This window comes from Pseudomonas promysalinigenes (genome assembly GCF_014269025.2).
Classification (GTDB): Bacteria; Pseudomonadota; Gammaproteobacteria; order Pseudomonadales; family Pseudomonadaceae; genus Aquipseudomonas; species Aquipseudomonas promysalinigenes.
The window spans coordinates 4,541,932-4,560,304 of sequence record NZ_CP077094.1 but is presented as its reverse complement, the minus strand read 5'-3'; the positions used below and the strand labels follow the sequence as shown (position 1 = coordinate 4,560,304).

Genomic DNA, 18,373 nt, shown 5'->3' with positions numbered 1-18,373 from the left:
TCTACCGAATGAAGAGGCTAATCCCTTGGCATTGACGATTCTTGGCCTGTCCGGCGCCCTTAGCCATGACCCTTCCGCGGCCTTGTACATTGACGGCAAGCTGGTTGCCGCCGCCGAAGAAGAGCGCTTCGTGCGTGACAAACATGCGAAGAACCGCATGCCCTACGAGTCGGCGAAATTCTGCCTGGAGCAAGCCGGCATCAAACCGTCCGACGTCGATGTGGTAGCCATCCCCTTCGCTCCCATCAGCCTGTTCGGCAAGGCGCGTTGGCACTACGCCAAGCGCTACTGGTACGCCCCGGATCGCGCCCTGGACGCCATTTTGATGGGCAACCGCCGCTACAAGCGCTACCGCAAGAAGATCGTCTGGTGCCTGGAGCAGCTGGGCTTCGACCCGAAAAAGGTCAAGATCGAACCGGTCGAACACCACCTGGCCCACGCTTCCAGCGCCTACCACTGCTCGGGCTTCAAGGAAAAGACCGCAATCCTTGGCATCGATGGCAAGGGTGAGTACGCCACCACCTTCTTCGGCTACGGCGAAAACGGCAAGATCCACAAGATCAAGGAATTCTTCGACCCGGACTCGCTGGGTGGCCTGTATGGCGCGATCACCGAATTCCTTGGCTTCGAAATGCTCGACGGCGAATTCAAGGTCATGGGCATGGCGCCGTACGGCGATGCCAGCAAGTACGACTTCTCACGTCTGGCCAGCTTCGAAAACGGCGAATTGGTGATCAATACCGATTACGCCAACGTCATCGGCTTGCGCCGCCATAAAGAGAAGGGCAAAGGCTTCTACTTCTCGCCCAAGCTGATCGAATGGCTAGGCCCCAAGCGCGAAGGCGACATTGCCGACGAGCCGTACATCCACTACGCGGCCAGCATGCAGGCGCTGTTCGAAAAGATCGCCCTGCAGATGATCGATCACTACCTGGGCGATACCTTGCGTGAAACCGGCAAGCTGGCCTTCGCTGGCGGCTGCGCGCTGAACGTCAAGCTCAACCAGAAGATCATCGCTCGTTCCGACGTCAAGGAGCTGTTCGTCCAGCCGGCTTCCGGCGATGCCGGCACCGCTGTGGGTGCGGCGGCTTACGTATCCCACGCCCGCGGTGTGCCGGTCGAGAAGATGGAGCATGTCTACCTCGGCCCTTCGTACTCCAACGAAGACGTGATCGCCGCCTGCGCTCGCCACCCGAACGCGCCAAAATGGCGCAAGCTCGACGACATGCCCCAGCGTATCGCCAAGATCATGGTCGATGGCAACCCGGTGGCCTGGTTCCAGGGCCGCATGGAGTTTGGCCCGCGGGCCTTGGGTGGCCGTTCGATCATTGGTTGCCCGAGCGTGCCGGGCGTAGCCGATCGCATCAACGAGCAGATCAAGTTCCGCGAGCGCTGGAGACCGTTCTGCCCGTCGATGCTCGACACCGTCGCACCGCAGATGATCAAGGTCGACCATCCAGCGCCGTTCATGACTTTCACTTTCGAAGTGGCTGAAGAGTGGAAGACCCGTGTACCGGAAGTGGTCCACGAAGACGGCACTTCCCGCGCCCAGGTGCTCAAGCGCGAATACAACCCGCGCTATTACGACATGATGAAAGCCCTGGAAGACCTCACAGGCAATGGCGTATCGCTGAACACATCGCTCAATCGCCGTGGCGAGCCGATGATCTGCTCGCCGACCGATGCGCTGAACATGTTCTTCGGGTCTGACCTGCAGTACTTGATCATGGAAGACATCCTGGTCGTCAAGGACGGCGCAGCCGCCTATGACCAGCCGCTCTGAAGCGCGGGTCCTGCAGTTCTGCCATGGCTACGACGGGCCGTTTCTAGACTGTGCCCGTCAGTACGCCAGCCTGTTCCAGGGCAGCGGCTACAAGGTCACCACCGTGTTCCTCACCGGCGCTGCCGACCCGCAGGTTGCTGCGGGCTGCGCGTCGGACGAAGTGTTGTTTCTCGAATTCAGCTCCAAAGCCATACGTGGCCTGAAGCTCGGAGCGATTGGGGCACTGCGGCGCATCGCCGCCGAGCGCAATTTCAGCTTTTGCATCGCCCACCGTTTCAAGCCCATCTATGTAGCGCTGCTGGCTACGAGCTTGCCGGTGATCGGTGTGCACCATGCCTTCGGTGACTATCAGCGCAAGGGTCGACGCTTTTTTGCCAACCTGTTCAGCAAGCGCCTGAGCCTGCTTGGGGTATCGGATGCGGTGCGTGACGACATGCGCCGTTGCCTGGCGAAGTGGCCGGCTCAGCGTATCCAGACGCTCTACAATCGTATCGATATCGACGCCCTGCAAGCAGCCCTCGTACCTCGTGCCGAGGCCCGCGCGGCGTTGGGCCTGGACACCCAGGCTTGGGTGGTCGGCAATGTCGGGCGCCTGCACCCCGACAAGGATCAGGCGACCTTGCTACGTGGCTTTGCCCAGGCGCTGCCGGGCCTGCCAGCAGGCGCGCGGCTGGCCATTCTCGGCAAGGGCCGGCTGGAGGCTGAGCTCAAGGCGCAGGCTGCCGAGCTGGGTATTGCGGGGCAGGTGGACTTTCTTGGCCAGATACCCGATGCCCGCCGTTATTTCCAGGCCTTTGACGTATTCGCCCTAAGCTCCGACCACGAGCCGTTCGGTATGGTCCTGCTCGAAGCCATGGCGGCCGGGGTGCCGGTATTGGCTACGGCTTGTGGCGGCGCGCGCGAAGTGGTCGAAGGTGTTGGCGTGCTGTTCCCGTTGGGCGATGCCGCGCAGCTGGCGCAGGCGTTGCAGCACATGGCGGGGCTGGATGACCAGCAACTGCAGGCCTGCGCTGTGCATATGCTGCAGCGTTTGCGTGAACGGTTTTCTGACCAGGCAGTGCGTGAGGCGTTCTGGCAGTTGCCTCAGGTTCGTGCAGTGGTGGGGAAGGCTTGATGTTCAATCATGTTCAAGCCTTGCGCGAGCGCGGCTGGCAAGTCATCGATGCTGCCAGCTACGCCCAGGCCTGGGCGCGTTTTGGCGGCAGCGTGGCGACACACCCTCTGGTGGTCGAGCAACTGGCAGGCCTGGCGCAAATCCCCGTGCGCTACCTGGGTTGGTACCAGGCTGGCGCGCTGAGCGCCGCCATCCCGACTTGGGGCCGTCACTTGGCATTGTCCAAGGACGTGCTCAAGCGCGCCGGCAAAAAGGCCCTGTTCGACCTCGGCAACGCCGAGATCATCCTGCCGGCAGCTGCTGATGCCGGTGCGCCATTGCGCCACAGCGCCCGTTACCTGTCGGAACTGAACCAGGGCCGATTCACGGGCCTGAAGGTGCAGAAGGAGCAGTTGGCGATGGCGCGCACCCCGGAAGAGCTGTCCAAGAAATTTCGCTACAACCAACGTCGCGAATTGCGTCTGCTGGAAGAAGCGGGCGGTGTGGTGCGCCCGATCAGCGAATTCAGCGCGCAGCAGGTCGCAGCCATGTACTGCGACTTGTTCGCGCGTCGCTGGGGTTTTCCGGCCACCGGCGCCGAGCATATGGCCCAGGTGCTGGAGCGCCTGCGCGAACTGCTGATCGGCTCGGTGTTGATGCTCGATGACAAGCCGATCGCGATCCAGTTGGTGTACCGCGTCGAGGCGCCCGAGTGGATCAGTGTCGAGTACGTCAATGGCGGTGTCGACCCGCAGACCAAGGCCTTCAGCCCAGGTAGCGTATTGAGCTTCCTCAATACCCAGGCAGCCTGGGAGGATGCTCGTGCACGCAACAAGCCCCTGCGCTTCTCGTTCGGTCGGGCCGACCGCGAGTACAAAGAGCGTTGGTGCAACCCCGTACCGGTATTGCACACGTGAGCCGCAAGCAGCAGTTGCTCAAGCGCCATCGGCGCAACAAGCGTCTGGGGCTGCTCGCCTGCCTGGTACTGCTGGTAGCGCTGGGTTTTTTCACCTGGTGGTGGCTACCGCTACTGCTGTTGCCGCTGCTGTGGGCCGCTCACGAAGCCTGGTTCGCCGACCACCTGTTCTACGCGCCGAGCGAGGACTACGCCTACCGTTTCGGTGAGCTGAGCCATGAAGCACCCGTGATGCTGAGCGATGGCCTGCTCAAGGTGGGCGAGGCATTGCAAGGCGACGAAACCCTGATACTCGAGGCGCGGGTGAAAAGCGGCTGGCTGGGGCGCTTGCTCGATCCGTACGTCGTGCTGCGCGGCGGCGAGCTGGGCGATCGGCAAACTTTCGAGCGCGGTGTGGATGGCGTGCGCTATCTGAACCTGACCGGTTTGGCCGAGCCGCTGCAGGCTGGCACGCTACACGTGGTTGGCAAATATTGCCGGTTGCTGGGCCAGCCGCGCCTGTGGATAACCCCTGCTGTCGAGTTGCAGCGCCGTCGGGTAATGGTGATCGCGCCCCACGCCGACGATGCCGAGCTGGCTGCCTATGGTGTGTACAGTCAAGCCGATGAAACCTGGGTGGTCACCCTGACCGCCGGCGAGATCGAGGCTGAGCACTATCAGCAAATGGGGCTGGGTGAAGTGGAAGCGGCCCGCTTGAAAGGGCGGCTGCGCGCTTGGGACAGCATTGCCGTGCCACGTTGGGCGGGCGTGCCTGAGTCGCGCTGCGTGCAACTGGGCTATTTCTGCTTGCAGTTGCCCGCCATGCAGGCTGCCCCTGACCAGCCTGCTGTGTCGCGCGAAGCGGACATGGCCGATATCCGTCCGTTTCGCCAGTTCAATTCATTTCCTTTGCCGGCCGACGACAATGGCGCGCCAACCTGGCACAACCTGCTGGCCGACCTGCGCGCGTTGCTGGAGCTGGCTAAGCCCCAGGTGTTGGTGATGCCGCATCCTCAACTCGACCCACATCCGGATCATGTGTGTGCCCAGGCGGCCGTCATGGAGGCGCTTGAGGGGCTGGCCTGGCAGCCACAGACTCTGCTCTGCTACGCCAACCACCTGCATGACAACGACCGCTGGCCCATGGGTGACAGCGGGGATGGCATCGCTTTACCGCCGCAATTTGACGCAGACCAGGCATGGGCACCATGCGCCGTGCTACTGGATACCGCCACCCAGCGTGACAAGGCCATGGCCTTGGGCATGATGCATGACTTGCAGCCGCGGCTGCCGTTCAAGCGCCGCCTGCGCCGCTGGCTGCAGCGTTGGCTAGCCGGGCGCCGAGCTTCGCCTTACGGGGAAAATGAATTCTTCCGTAAGGCAGTTCGTCGGCATGAGTTGTTCTGGCGGCGAGAGCTGTAAAGTTGACCGAGATGGCGCAAAGCGCCCAAGGAAAGCAATGAAAGTTCTATTTCTGGTACAGAAAGAGCAGCGCGCGATCCTCGATCGTCTGTACGACGGCGTTGCGGCCAACTGCGACTGCGACCTGCGCTGGCTGACCAGTGACGATCAGCGCAACCTGCGCCGTTATTTCAAGCGTGAAGTGCAGGTCGAGCGCTATGACCGCATTGTGTTCTTCCTGCGTTTCAAGCAGGAGATCCGCCAGGCAGCTTTCATCCGTACGGTGCCGAACCTGGTCATTCTCGAGCACGACGCCTATCAGAACTACATCCCGTGCAAGTACACCGGCAAGTTCAGTGCGCACTACCGCAAGCTGCCGTGGGCACGGGTGATCAGCTCTGGCTTCATGGTCAGTGAGCGGCTGCGTCAGGAGGGCTTCGATGCGGTCTTCGTACCCAAGGGGTACGACGAGCAGCTGCTCGCCGACCAAGGCCGCGAGCGCGATATCGAGTTGGCATTCGTCGGTAGTACCAACAGCGTCGCCTACAGCGGCCGTAAGGCGCTTCTGGACGAGTTGGGGCAGGTCGAACAGTTGGTGGTGACTCGCACCAAGTCAGGTGAAGACTACTGTAACACCTTGAATCGTATTCGATTCTTCGTCAGTGCCGATGTCGGCATGGGCGAGTATATGATCAAGAACTTTGAAGCCATGGCCTGTGGCTGCGTGCTGCTGGCGTATGACCAGGGCGAGGACGAGAACCGGGCACTGGGCCTGCAAGACATGCACAACGTCGTTTTCTATCGCGACATTCCGACGCTGCAAGCCAAGCTGCGCGTATTGCGCGAAGATCCTGAGCTGGCCCGGCAGATAGCCATCAACGGGCGCGAACTGGCCGTTTCACGCTTCAGTTTCGCCGCTGTCGGCCAGAGCATCGTCGAACACATGCGCCCGGCCTTGAGGCCCCACCCGCCTTTGTCTGCATGGCAGCGCCTGCGGCTCAACCTTGGCTTCTGAGCTGAACATTCCAGCCTATGCTGGAGGAACTAGTTTTCCAGGCATGCGATCATGTTCTGTCAAAGACGTTGCAGTCCCACTTGGCTTGCACGGGAGAGCGGCGCAATCTCCATGAAAATCCTCAATGTGATGTGGGCAGGCGGTTCGCCGTACCTGTCCATCCATAAAGTCCATCAACACGTGCTCTCGCACGCGGGTGCCGACGCACGTATCAGCCACTGGCTGCTGCTTGGCGGTGAGCTTTGCCACAGTGATGAAAACACCCGTGCTTGGCATATGCCGCAGCGTGCGCTCAAGGGCAAAAACCTATGGCGGCTGTTGCGGCCCTGGTTACGCCTGCGCTTGCGCAAGGCGTTGAAAGAGGCGGGGGCGCAGGTCATTCTGCTCGACGGTATAGGTGTTGCGCGGCTGGTGTTGCCGGTGCTCAAGCATATGCCCGAGGTGCGCGCAAAAGTGTTGTTCCACGGCATGACCCGTTTGACCCCCAGCGACGTGAGCCTGCTGAGCAGGCTGCCTGCCGAACAAGTATGTGTTGCGGCTGTCTCGGACACCCTGGCGCGCGCGCTGCAGCGGGGTATTGGCCGCCCTGTACAGGCACTGCGCATGGCGTTCGACCCGCTGGCCTTTACCGCGTCACTGCTAGGCCGTGAGCAGGCGCGCCACGTGCTGGCATTGCCGGCAACTGAAGGTGTGTTGCTTGGTGCGGTGGGGCGGCTGGTGGAAAGCAAAGGCTTCGACATGCTTATCGAGGCCTTTGCCAGCGCCGTGGCCCAACAGCCGGGCATACAGTTGGCAATCGTCGGTGACGGGCCGCTGCGTGCCAGCCTGCAGGCACGCATCGACTCGCTGGGCCTGACCGCCACGGTGCATCTGTGCGGGCATCATGACGACCTGGAGCGCCTGTACCGGGCTTTCGACTGGCTGATGGTGCCTTCCCGCGCTGAAGGCCTGGGCCTGGTGGTGCAGGAAGCCGTGATAGCGGATGTACCGGTCGTGTGCACCGACTTGCCGGTATTTCGCGAGCAGTTGCAAGACTCGGCGCGCTACCTCCCGGTTGACGATACCCAGGCCTGGGCCCAGGAGATGGCGCGCTGCGATGCTGCCCGCGCGCTAGTTGTGGCTGGCCAGCAGCGCCGGGCGCTCGCGCCGGAGGTGGCGTGGCAGGCTTTCTGTGACGGTGCCCACAGCCTGCTGCGCGGCTGAGCTCAGCGCGCCAGCAAGGCCGCCTCGAAATCTGCGAGGGGGAAGCGATCGCCCAGGTTCTCCCGCTCGATGTAGCGCACCATGTGCTGAACATTGCGGCGGATCATGCGAGCAGAAAGCGGTGGGCGCAGGAAGCGCATGTCTGCCACGTCGATCAAGCCCAGGCGCTGGTCGGGGGTGACGACCACATTGCCCAGGTGCAGCGAGCGAAAATAGATGCCGCTGCGGTGGAGATGGCGAATCAGATCGATCAGCCTAGGCAGGTAGTGGTCCCAACTGAAGTCGTTTTCGCGCGACATCTGCAGTAGCGTCCGGCCTGGCAGTGGGCGATACAGCACGGCTGTTCTGCCCGGCACGTCGAGCTTGTGCTGGCTTATCACTTCAAGCGTCGGAATACCCAATTGCGCAAGGCGCACAGCGTTGTCGACGAAGCGCTGTGAGTAAGGCCGCAGCAGCGCAGATGAAATAAGTCGCTTACGACGAAATACCTTAAGGATATTACCATCGCCAAGCAGGTAGACTTTGGCGCCATGGCTGTCTGACTCCAATACCTGGGCGCCAAGTATCAGCTGATCAAAGTCGACCTGGGTGAGCCGAGAGCATTGCATGAGATAAGCCTTGTCGTTTGGGCAACAAAATGACCGGCAATAATGCCGAAAATAAAGCGTGAGCACCATCGATGGTGCGTGGATTCAACAGGGGTGAGGATGTTGTATCAACAAAGCTGGGCGCGCGCCTGGTTAGGCTTGGGGCTCATTTGGTTTTTCGGGGCGATAGCCTTGGCACCTTCCAACAAAGTGTACCAGCAAGGGCTTGTCGCATTCCTGTGGCTGCCCACCCTGCTGTTGGCATGGTCGGGGCGTGGCGTGCTGGCCGAGGCCTGGCGGCGGCAGCCGGCGCTCTGGGCGAGCGTGCTGATGCTGATGGCCTGGTGCTGTGTGAGCCTTGCCTGGACAACGGCTCCCGACCCCTCACGGGAGGCCAAGCGTCTGGTCTACATCCTGGTGTTCTTGTTGGCCTTCCCGCTGGTGGCGCAAGGTGGGCAAGACCGTATTCGCAACCTGCTGCAGCTGGGTTGCGGCTTGCTGGCAATCGCCGCGCTTGTTTCCATCGTGCATTTTTATGGCTTGCAGGCCCAGCCGCTGCAGGCGCGCTTGGCTGGCATCGGTGAGATCTCCCATCCAATTCTGGGGGCCTATGTGGTGGGTGCAGCGGCTGTGCTGCTGCTCTATCAGATGCCCCGTAAGCGTAGCTTCCAGCTCGGCTGGGTGCTTGCGTTGGCCTGCTTGGGTTGTTTCGTGATCATGAGCCAGAGCCGGGGTGCTGCTCTGGCACTGCTCATTACCGTGCTGATCGCGCCGTTGTGGCTAAGAGACCGCCATAGCCGGGTGCTGGCGGTGGCGGCGGTGCTCGCCACGGCATTGGCGTTCTATGTGATGTACGACCTGATCACCCTCCGAGGCTCCTCCTACCGCCCGGAGATTTTCGAGCAGGCCGTCAGGATGATCGCCGAGCACCCTTGGACCGGCCTTGGGATTGGAGCGGCCTACGACGTGCAGGTGCCTGCTTTGGGCATGCGCTTCGACCATACTCACAACATGTTCACCCATGTGGCCGTAGAGCTTGGGCTGCCGGGGATGCTGCTGTGGATCTGCGTCTGGCTGTTCGCCCTGGGGGAGATCGTTCGCGCACGCCACATCCTGCTTGGCAAGATTCTGCTCGGCCTCTGGGTGTTCTCGACGTTGGCGATGCAATTCGACGCCGCCAGCCTTACCGCAACCCCCCGTGCGGAATGGTTCATCAGTTGGCTGACGGTAGGGCTGGTCATGTTGTTGCCATGGGTGCGTGCCGAAAATGACGCCTGTGGTAAAATTCGCGGTTCAACCTGAACAGCGAGCTCGATGATGGCCGAAACACCGCGACCGGCGGAGCATACTTCCAGCCTGAAGATCTATTTCCGGCTGCTGAGCTACGTGAAACCCTATATCGGCATTTTCCTGCTGAGTATCGTCGGTTTCGTGATTTTTGCTTCGACCCAGCCCATGTTGGCGGGGATTCTCAAATATTTCGTCGACGGGTTGAGCAACCCGCAGGCCGTGCTGTTCCCCAATGTCCCTTACCTTCGCGACCTGCAATTACTGCAGGCCGTGCCGCTGCTGATCATTCTGATTGCCGCGTGGCAGGGTTTGGGGTCGTTTCTGGGTAACTACTTCCTGGCCAAGGTTTCCCTGAGCCTTGTGCATGATTTGCGGATACAACTGTTCAACAAGCTGTTGGTGCTGCCCAACCGCTATTTCGACAATCACAATTCAGGTCACCTGATTTCGCGGATCACTTTCAACGTGACCATGGTGACCGGCGCCGCCACCGATGCCATCAAGGTCGTCATCCGTGAAGGCCTGACCGTGGTGTTCCTGTTCGGCTACCTGCTGTGGATGAACTGGCACCTGACCTTGGTAATGGTGGCCATCCTGCCGGTGATCGCGGTGATGGTCAGTGTTGCCAGCAAGAAATTCCGCAAGCAGAGCAAGAAGATCCAGTCCGCCATGGGCGATGTGACCCATGTCGCCTCCGAGACCATTCAGGGCTATCGCGTGGTGCGCAGCTTTGGCGGTGAAGCCTACGAACAGCGCCGCTTTGAAAACGCCAGCCAAAGCAACACCGACAAGCAACTGCACATGACCAAGACCGGCGCGTTGTACACGCCGTTGCTGCAGTTGGTGATCTACACCGCCATGGCGGCACTGATGTTCCTGGTGCTGTTCCTGCGGGGTGACTCCACAGCGGGTGACCTGGTTGCCTACATCACCGCCGCGGGGCTGCTGCCCAAGCCAATCCGCCAGCTGTCGGAAGTCAGCTCGACCATTCAAAAAGGCCTGGCCGGCGCCGAAAGCATCTTCGAGCAACTGGACGAGGCCCCAGAGGTCGACACCGGCACCGTCGAAATGGCGCGTGTAGAGGGCCGCCTCGAAGTGCGCAACCTGAGCTTCACCTACCCCGGCACCGAGCGTGAAGTGCTGAGCGACATCAGTTTCGTCGCTGAGCCTGGCCAGATGATCGCTTTGGTTGGGCGCTCAGGCAGTGGCAAGTCCACCTTGGCGGCACTTATCCCGCGCTTCTACCACCACGACCAGGGGCAAATCCTGCTTGATGGCGTGGAAATCGAAAACTACCGCCTGCGCAACCTGCGCCGCCACGTTTCCCAGGTGACCCAGCATGTCACCCTGTTCAACGATACCGTGGCCAACAACATCGCCTACGGCGACCTGGCAGGTGCCCCGCGTGCCGATATCGAGGCTGCCGCCGCTGACGCCTACGCCAAGGAATTCGTCGATCGCCTGCCGAACGGCTTCGATACCGAGGTCGGTGAAAATGGTGTGCTGCTTTCCGGCGGCCAGCGCCAGCGCCTGGCGATTGCTCGGGCACTGTTGAAAAACGCGCCGTTGCTGATCCTCGACGAAGCCACTTCGGCACTGGATACCGAGTCCGAGCGGCATATCCAGGCGGCACTGGACCATGTGATGCAAGGCCGTACCACGCTGGTGATCGCCCACCGTCTGTCCACCATCGAGAAGGCTGACCAGATCCTGGTGATGGAACAGGGCCGCCTGGTCGAGCGTGGCACCCATGCCGAGCTGCTCGCGGCTAATGGCCATTATGCCCGCTTGCATGCCATGGGGCTGGATGAGCCGGCCAAGGCCGATATCACCTGACCCGCCTTGATCGGGGCCACATCGGCCCCGATTGTCACGGGAATTTTCCAGGTTGCATCTGGCCGTAAAGCCGCCGCCCGCCCTGTGCTAATATCCTGCCCCTGTTCATTATTTCCATATGGGTTGTCCATGAAGTTGTCCCTGCCGCGTTTCGATCAAGCTCCGGTACTGGTGGTCGGCGATGTCATGCTCGATCGCTACTGGCATGGCGGTACTTCGCGGATTTCGCCTGAAGCGCCAGTGCCAGTGGTCAAGGTCGATCAGATCGAAGACCGCCCCGGCGGCGCGGCCAACGTTGCCTTGAACATCGCCGCACTCGGCGCCCCTGCTTCGCTGATCGGTGTCACCGGCCAGGACGAAGCCGCCGACAGTCTGGCCAATAGCCTGCAGGCCGCTGGCGTGCGCTCGGTGTTCCAGCGCATTGCGCATCAGCCGACCATCGTCAAGTTGCGGGTGATGAGCCGTCACCAGCAATTGTTGCGCATCGATTTCGAAGAACCCTTCGCCACCGACCCGCTCACGCTGGGCGCAGAGGTCGACGCGTTGCTCGAAGGCGTCAAGGTGCTGGTCCTTTCCGATTATGGCAAGGGTGCGCTGAAGAACCATCAGCAACTGATTCAGGCTGCTCGTGCCAAGGCTATTCCTGTGCTGGCCGACCCCAAGGGCAAGGATTTCTCGATTTACCGTGGGGCCAGCCTGATCACCCCCAATCTCAGCGAATTCGAAACCATCGTCGGCCGTTGCGCTGATGAAGCCGAGCTGGTCGCCAAAGGCCTGCAACTGCTGCTGGACCTTGACCTCGGCGCGCTGTTGGTAACCCGTGGCGAACACGGCATGACCCTGCTGCGTACCGGCCACCCGCCGCTGCACTTGCCAGCCCGGGCCCGCGAAGTGTTCGATGTGACCGGTGCCGGTGACACCGTGATATCTACCCTGGCCGCTGCGATTGCCGCAGGTGAAGACCTCCCACACGCCGTCGCCCTGGCCAACCTGGCGGCCGGTATCGTGGTCGGCAAACTGGGTACCGCGGCTATCAGTGCTCCGGAGCTGCGCCGTGCCATCCAGCGTGAAGAAGGCTCCGAGCGCGGTGTACTGGGCCTGGAACAACTGCTGCTGGCCATCGACGACGCGCGGGCGCACAACGAGAAAATCGTCTTCACCAACGGCTGCTTCGATATTCTGCATGCCGGCCATGTCACCTACCTGGAGCAGGCCCGCGCGCAGGGTGATCGCCTGATCGTCGCAGTCAACGACGATGCCTCGGTGAGCCGCCTCAAAGGGCCGGGTCGGCCGATCAACAGCGTTGACCGGCGCATGGCCGTGCTGGCTGGCCTGGGCGCAGTCGACTGGGTCATCAGCTTCCCTGAAGGCACGCCGGAAAACCTGCTCAGCGAGGTCAAGCCTGATGTGTTGGTCAAGGGCGGGGATTATGGCATCGATCAGGTGGTAGGCGCCGATATCGTCAAGGGCTATGGCGGCACCGTGAAAGTGTTGGGGCTGGTGGAGAACAGCTCCACCACGGCCATCGTCGAGAAAATCCGCAAGAACTGACCGAGACGCGGGGCTGCACGGCAGCCCCACAGGCTATTTGTGCAGTGAGGTACGGGCGCGTCGCAGCAGTGCCCGCGCCTTGTCGCCGAAACGCTGCAGATGTGACGCCGGCTTTGCCTTCTGCTCTACCAGGCCCTGCTGCTTTACCCAGTCCTTCCAGCGAATTCTCTCGTCGGCCACTACCCAGCCTTCCTGCTGGGCGAAGCTCTCGGCCAAGTACAGCCCGCGTGTGCTGGCTGGTACTAGTTCATCCTTTTTCAAGGTGTACAGCTCGGCCAACGGCTGCCCGTCCTGCACCGGCATCAGGTAAAGATCCGGCCGCTTGCGATTGAGTCGCGCCACCAGTTGGTCGCCCTCCAACCGCTCATCGACATGGAACAGGCTGAGTTTCTTAGCGTCCCTTGGCACCTGCAGACGCATGTCGTAAATCAGCTGTAGCGAGGCCGTGGGCAGGTGCACGTAGGCCCGTGGCCGTTCGAGCAATATCTGGCTGGCGCAGTGTACTGGCCTCGCAGCGCCCGACTCTGGCGTCAGTGTGAATGGCAAGGCTTCGCGATAATGCAGCGCTGCGGCATAAGGGGCGGGGAGCCAAGTGTCGTTGAAGCGCCCGCTGAGCCAACCTTCCGGGGTTTCCAGCAGGCACTCTTCAGCTACCTCCTGCACGGCGGTGTGCAGTGGCAGGTTGAGTTCCTGGGCCGGGACATATCCGGAAATCAATTTCAGCACCACATCGCCGCGATCCTGGCGGCGTTGCCTCACCAACACCCAGTAGTCACGATGTTGCCAGTGCAACGTCAGGCGCACGGACACCCCCAGGTTGGCCAGCTCCACCACGAAGCGCTGCTTGTCGGCAAGCTGGATGGCTCGCCGCCGCTGTTGGGTCTGGGCAAAGTTCAGGGGCATGCCGATGCTCTGGTAGACCAGGCCTTCGGCGGTGGCTTCGACATGTAGGGGCAGCGTTTTGAAGTTGCTCGGGTTCTTGCGGATCAGCGTACGCGCCACGAGGCTCCTCCTTGCGTCGGGTCAGTTCCAGGCCCAGCCGTGGCTGGGTGGCAACTCAGTGCTCGCCCAGGATGCGGGCGACCGTGGCCACGTTATGGGCCAGATGCAACGGATTGATAGTGCCGACGATAGCACTGCTGACACCAGGGTGGGCGAAGAGCAGTTCGAAGCTAGCCTGTACCGAGTCGACCCCAGGGGCAAGGCAGATATGCCCACTGGCCAGTGCCTTTTTCACCAAAATGGCCTTGCCGTGTTCGGCAGCGTAGTCCAGCACTGGGCGTTCTGCCTGTTCGTTCAGGTTATAGGTGACCATTGCACAGTCGCCCTGTTCCAAGGCCTTCAGGCCGCCGGCAACGGTCTTGCCGGATAGGCCGTAGCCAAGAATCTTACCCTCCTGCTTGAGCGCGGCCAGGGTCTGATAGACCTCCTGCTGTTCAAGAATGGCCAGGTCATTGCCATCCGAATGCACCAGCACCAGTTCGATACGGTCGGTCTGCAGGCGCTGAAGGCTGCGTTCGACCGAGCGGCGGGTATGGGTTGCGCTGAAATCGAAACTGGACTGCCCGTTCTCGAACTCTTCACCCACCTTGCTGACGATGACCCAGTCATCACGCTGGCCGCGCAGCAATGGCCCCAGGCGCTCTTCGCTAAGGCCATAAGCCGGAGCGGTGTCGATCAGGTTGATGCCCAATCCACGGGCCTGGCCCAAGAGCAGGCGGGCTTCGTCATCACTTGGGATGGTGAAGCCGTTGGGGTATTTGACGCCTTGATCGCGGCCCAATTTGACCGTGCCCAGGCCCAGCGGCGAAACCATGAAGCCGGTACTGCCCAAGGGGCGATGAAGGCCGTGCAGGGTGGGTAGGCTCATGGCAGCAGTTGCTCCCATGCTGGTACACCCAGGGCCGGGCGGGGCAGGCCGGACAGGTCGGGCGTGGCAGCAGGGCGCACACCATCGCGATCGAGGCTTGCCAGTACGCGGTCGCTGAAGTCCGGTGCCAAGGCCAGTTTGGTCGGCCAGCCCACCAGCAGGCGCCGCTGCTCGGCCAGGAAGGCGTTGTCTGGGCGCACCAGCCCGGATTGTGCGGGTTCGGCACGATCGACGCGCAGGGTCGCCCAGCGCACTTGTTGCTGATCGACCCAAGGCAGCAGGCTGGCGATTTCCTGCTGCGCGGCGGCGATCTGTGCCGCAGTGTCGCGGGCAACGCCGTCGGCTTCGGCGATATCGCCACCCAGGTACCAGACCCATTGGCCATCGGCGGCCGGGTGAGTGGTGACGGTCACTCGCGGCTTCGGCCCGCCGCCCAGGCAGTGCGCATACAGCGGCTTGAGGTTAGGCCCCTTGGCGATCACCATGTGCAGCGGTCGAGTCTGCATGGCCGGCTGCTCGAGACCCAGCGCGTGCAGCAGGCCTTCGGTGCCTGCGCCGGCGCTGAGGACGATACGCTGGGCGCGGATTTCGCGGTCGTCGACGCGCAGGCCCACCAGTTCGTCGCCCTCGTGCAGCGGTTCGAGCTGCTTGCCAGCGAGCAGGCTGTCACCTGCCAGCTCGGCCAGATTCGCCAGCAGGCTAGGGACGTCGACAACCAATTCTGCCAAGCGGTAGACCTTGCCCTTGAAACCACGGTCCTGCAGCGCTGGCGGTAATTGTTCGCCTTTGACCTGATCGACACGGCCACGCACCGCTTTGCTGGCGAAGAAGCTGGTCAGGTTGCCGGCCAGGGTGCCTGGCGACCACAGGTAGTGGGCTTCGGACAGCAAGCGCGTGTGGCTCAGGTCCAGCTCGCCACTGCCAGCCAGCGCCTCACGCCAGCGTCGTGGCATGTCGGCGATGGCTTCGGAGGCGCCGGTCAAGGCACCGTGCAGTGCGTACTTGGTGCCACCGTGAATGATGCCTTGGGACTTGATGGTCTGCTCGCCACCGAGGCTGGCGCGCTCCACCAGCACTGTCGAGTAACCCAGGCGCTGCAGGCGGGCGTTGAGCCACAGGCCTGCGACCCCGGCGCCGACGATCAGCACGTCAGTGGAAATGGCAGATGGCATGGCGGTACCTCGAAGACTGGGACAGCTGCCAAGTATACAGGCTGTCTCAGTGCCCGGCAGTCTTGGAGAACAGCTGAATCACCACCACACCGCCGACGATCATGGCCATGCCCAGCATGGCTGGCACATCCAGCTTCTGCCCGTACACCACCAAGGCTGCCACGCTGATCAGCACAATGCCCAGCCCGGACCACAGGGCGTAGGCAATTCCCACCGGAATGCTGCGTACCACCAGGGTCAGCATCCAGAACGCGATCCCGTAGCCGACCACCATCAGCAGCAGCGGCAGTGGCGTGCTCAGCCCTTTGACTGCTTTCATCGAAGCGGTGGCAATCACTTCAGCAACGATCGCGATGGCGAGATAGGTGTAGGCATTCATGACAGGTTCCTCCGGCTACTGCTGGGCATTCTAGCGTTAGCCCAGGTGCGGTAAAGTCATTACCTATCCGGTGTGGAGATGGGTTGATGGCCGAGCGCTGGAGTCTTGAACAACTGCGTACCTTTTTAAGAGTCGCTGAACTGCGTTCGTTTTCCGCCGTGGCCCGTGAGCAGCGCAAGGCTCAATCGGCCATCAGCAATGCAATTGCTCTGCTAGAGGCTGATCTTGGTGTGACGTTGTTCGAGCGCAGCAGCGGTCGGCAACCGAAACTGACCGAAAACGGTATGGCGCTGATGGAGGATGCACGTGAACTGCTGCGCCAGTGCGAGCACCTGGATGGCCGCGCCTTGGCCCTGATGCGTGGCCAAGAAGCGCTGCTTCGGGTGGCCCAGGATGAAGCCATGCCGTATCAGCCGGTGATCGACAGCCTGGATGAACTGGCGAGCCGTTTTCCTTACCTTGAGGTGCAACTGGCCAGTGGCGCCCAAGGCGATGTGGCGCGCAAGCTCGCCGAGCGGCGGGCAGACCTGGGGTTGTTTTTTCATCATGAGCGTATTCCAGCCGCTCTGGAGCGGCGTGCGCTGGGCAGCGTGGAGATGGTCACGGTATGTGCGGCGGGGCACCCGCTGGCCGGTGAACGCCGGGTCAACCGCCAGCAATTGGCGCGGCATCGGCAACTGCTGATCACCCCGCAACAAAGTGGCTACCCCGGTGGTGAAGCAATCAGCCCGCAGGTGTGGCGGGCCGATAGTTTCTACGCCATGGCCGAACTGCTGATGCGTGGCCTGGGCTGGGCGTGGCTGCCACGCCATGTGGTGCAGTACCCGACCTACCAGGCGCACATGGTCGAACTCGCCAGCGAATGGCGCCCGCCGGCGCTGGTGGTAGAAATGGCCTGGCGCCGCGACGAGCCGCTCGGGCCAGCCGCGCAATGGTTGGCCGAGCGCTTTGCAGTGCACCTGCGTGCGATCGGGTAAACTGCGCCGCCATGAACAGAACACTCTATACCTTGCTGTTTCACCTGGGCCTGCCGCTGGTTGCGCTGCGCCTGTACCTGCGCGCGCGCAAGGCGCCTGCCTACGGCCAGCGCATCGCTGAGCGCTTTGCCCTTGATCTGCCGGTCATGCACCAGGGCGGCATTTGGGTGCACGCCGTATCGGTCGGTGAGAGCATCGCTGCTGCACCGTTGGTGCGTGCGCTGCTCAAGGCATACCCGGATTCATCGATCACGCTCACCTGCATGACCCCGACCGGGTCCGAGCGTATTCGCGCCATGTTCGCCGATGAACCGCGCATCCAGCATTGTTACCTGCCCTATGACTTGCCGTGGGCGGCCGGGCGGTTCCTGGACCACGTGCGTCCTCGGTTGGGCATCATCATGGAAACCGAACTGTGGCCCAACCACATCCATCAGTGCGCAAAGCGTGGCATCCCCGTGGCCCTGGCCAACGCCCGCTTGTCAGAGCGTTCGGCACGTGGATATGCGCGTTTTGCCAAGCTGACCCGGCCCATGCTTGCCGAAATGAGCTTCATCGCAGTGCAGACAGAGGCTGAGGCGCAGCGCTTTCTTGACCTGGGGGCGCGGGCTGAATGCGTGCAGGTGACTGGCTCGATCAAGTTCGACCTCAAGATCGATGAGCAATTGGTGCCCCAGGCCAGAGCCCTGCGCGAGCGATGGGGCGCCACCCAGCGCCCGGTATGGATCGCCGCCAGCACCCACGAAGGCGAAGATGCCTTGATTTTGCAGGCCCACCGGCAATTGTTGCAGGTGCATGGGGATGCGCTGCTGATCCTGGTGCCGCGCCATCCTGAGCGCTTCAATGCCGTGCATGCCTCGTGCGCTGCGCAGTTCGCCACGGTACGCCGCTCCAGTGGCGCAGCGGTAACGGCCCAGGCCCAGGTGCTGTTGGGCGACACCATGGGTGAGTTGCTGTTCCTCTACGCGCTCGCCGACATTGCATTCGTGGGGGGCAGCCTGGTCGCTACGGGGGGGCATAACCCACTGGAGCCCGCCGCGTTGGCGTTGCCAATGCTGATGGGGCCCCACGTGTTCAATTTCCTTGAAATCAGCGCGATGTTGCGCGAAGCCGGCGCTTTGCAGCAGGTCGATAATGCCGATGGTCTGGCCGAAGCCGTGCGGCGCTTGATCGAGCTGCCGCAGGATGCACAGCGCATGGGTGAGGCGGGCCGGGCGGTGATGAGGGCCAACCAAGGCGCCTTGCAGCGTCTGCTGGAGGGCCTTGCCCGTTTGCTGCGCGACTGAACCGGCTTCTGCGTAGGGCTTGCGCCAAAAGACTG

The 18,373-nt window shown here is 62.2% G+C and carries 16 protein-coding genes; 11 read left to right on the top strand and 5 right to left on the bottom strand.

Annotated features, from left to right (window positions below; genetic code table 11):
• The first annotated feature begins 25 nt into the window (after positions 1–25).
• The 6 genes from HU725_RS20715 to HU725_RS20690 all read left to right on the top strand — a co-directional run bounded on the left by HU725_RS20715 (position 26) and on the right by HU725_RS20690 (position 7,390).
• Positions 26–1,783: a carbamoyltransferase family protein gene (locus HU725_RS20715; protein WP_060479276.1), complete on the top strand. Its 1,758-nt coding sequence runs from the start codon at positions 26–28 to the stop codon at positions 1,781–1,783.
• A complete protein-coding gene (locus tag HU725_RS20710) occupies positions 1,767–2,897 on the top strand; it encodes a glycosyltransferase (protein ID WP_186476354.1) in 1,131 nt (376 codons plus the stop codon). Before HU725_RS20715 ends, HU725_RS20710 begins: the two co-directional genes overlap by 17 nt.
• Complete coding sequence (locus HU725_RS20705) at positions 2,897–3,793, top strand: antimicrobial resistance protein Mig-14 (protein ID WP_186476355.1); 897 nt, start codon at positions 2,897–2,899, stop codon at positions 3,791–3,793. The genes HU725_RS20710 and HU725_RS20705 overlap by 1 nt, the downstream gene beginning before the upstream one ends.
• Positions 3,790–5,193: a PIG-L deacetylase family protein gene (locus tag HU725_RS20700; RefSeq protein ID WP_186476468.1), complete on the top strand. Its 1,404-nt coding sequence runs from the start codon at positions 3,790–3,792 to the stop codon at positions 5,191–5,193. The genes HU725_RS20705 and HU725_RS20700 overlap by 4 nt, the downstream gene beginning before the upstream one ends.
• A 37-nt stretch (positions 5,194–5,230) precedes the next feature.
• Positions 5,231–6,187, top strand: a complete 957-nt coding sequence (locus HU725_RS20695; RefSeq protein ID WP_186476356.1) for a glycosyltransferase family protein — start codon at positions 5,231–5,233, stop codon at positions 6,185–6,187.
• Between the two features lie 111 nt (positions 6,188–6,298).
• Positions 6,299–7,390: a glycosyltransferase gene (locus tag HU725_RS20690; protein ID WP_186476357.1), complete on the top strand. Its 1,092-nt coding sequence runs from the start codon at positions 6,299–6,301 to the stop codon at positions 7,388–7,390.
• 2 nt (positions 7,391–7,392) lie between these two features.
• Here the strand turns inward: HU725_RS20690 and HU725_RS20685 are convergent, their stop codons facing one another.
• Positions 7,393–7,998: a BUD32 family EKC/KEOPS complex subunit gene (locus HU725_RS20685; protein ID WP_060479270.1), complete on the bottom strand. Its 606-nt coding sequence runs from the start codon at positions 7,996–7,998 to the stop codon at positions 7,393–7,395.
• A gap of 99 nt (positions 7,999–8,097) precedes the next feature.
• On the opposite strand from HU725_RS20685, the gene HU725_RS20680 reads away from it, so the two are divergent.
• From HU725_RS20680 to hldE, 3 genes are all read left to right on the top strand, one after another.
• Positions 8,098–9,279 carry an O-antigen ligase family protein gene (locus tag HU725_RS20680; RefSeq protein WP_186476358.1) on the top strand — a complete coding sequence of 394 codons (1,182 nt, stop codon included), beginning with the start codon at positions 8,098–8,100 and terminating at the stop codon, positions 9,277–9,279.
• Between the two features lie 15 nt (positions 9,280–9,294).
• Positions 9,295–11,103, top strand: a complete 1,809-nt coding sequence (gene msbA / locus HU725_RS20675) for a lipid A export permease/ATP-binding protein MsbA (protein WP_060479283.1) — start codon at positions 9,295–9,297, stop codon at positions 11,101–11,103.
• 129 nt (positions 11,104–11,232) lie between these two features.
• Positions 11,233–12,654: a bifunctional D-glycero-beta-D-manno-heptose-7-phosphate kinase/D-glycero-beta-D-manno-heptose 1-phosphate adenylyltransferase HldE gene (gene hldE, locus HU725_RS20670; RefSeq protein ID WP_060479268.1), complete on the top strand. Its 1,422-nt coding sequence runs from the start codon at positions 11,233–11,235 to the stop codon at positions 12,652–12,654.
• A gap of 33 nt (positions 12,655–12,687) precedes the next feature.
• Here the strand turns inward: hldE and HU725_RS20665 are convergent, their stop codons facing one another.
• The 4 genes from HU725_RS20665 to HU725_RS20650 are packed head-to-tail and all read right to left on the bottom strand — an operon-like array spanning position 12,688 to position 16,075.
• Complete coding sequence (locus HU725_RS20665; RefSeq protein WP_060479267.1) at positions 12,688–13,656, bottom strand: hypothetical protein; 969 nt, start codon at positions 13,654–13,656, stop codon at positions 12,688–12,690.
• Positions 13,657–13,711: 55 nt separating this feature from the next.
• The gene (locus HU725_RS20660; protein ID WP_186476359.1) at positions 13,712–14,524 is read right to left on the bottom strand and encodes an aldo/keto reductase; all 813 of its coding nucleotides are present in this window, start codon (positions 14,522–14,524) and stop codon (positions 13,712–13,714) included.
• The gene (locus HU725_RS20655) at positions 14,521–15,696 is read right to left on the bottom strand and encodes an NAD(P)/FAD-dependent oxidoreductase (protein WP_186476360.1); all 1,176 of its coding nucleotides are present in this window, start codon (positions 15,694–15,696) and stop codon (positions 14,521–14,523) included. Before HU725_RS20655 ends, HU725_RS20660 begins: the two co-directional genes overlap by 4 nt.
• A 46-nt stretch (positions 15,697–15,742) precedes the next feature.
• On the bottom strand, positions 15,743–16,075 hold the full coding sequence (locus tag HU725_RS20650; protein ID WP_060479264.1) for a DMT family transporter: 333 nt from the start codon (positions 16,073–16,075) through the stop codon (positions 15,743–15,745).
• Between the two features lie 86 nt (positions 16,076–16,161).
• On the opposite strand from HU725_RS20650, the gene HU725_RS20645 reads away from it, so the two are divergent.
• Together HU725_RS20645 and waaA are read left to right on the top strand one after the other, a co-directional pair.
• Positions 16,162–17,052, top strand: coding sequence for a LysR family transcriptional regulator (locus tag HU725_RS20645; RefSeq protein WP_186476361.1), 891 nt, complete (start codon positions 16,162–16,164; stop codon positions 17,050–17,052).
• A gap of 11 nt (positions 17,053–17,063) precedes the next feature.
• Positions 17,064–18,338, top strand: a complete 1,275-nt coding sequence (gene waaA / locus HU725_RS20640) for a lipid IV(A) 3-deoxy-D-manno-octulosonic acid transferase (protein WP_186476362.1) — start codon at positions 17,064–17,066, stop codon at positions 18,336–18,338.
• Positions 18,339–18,373: the final 35 nt, after the last annotated feature.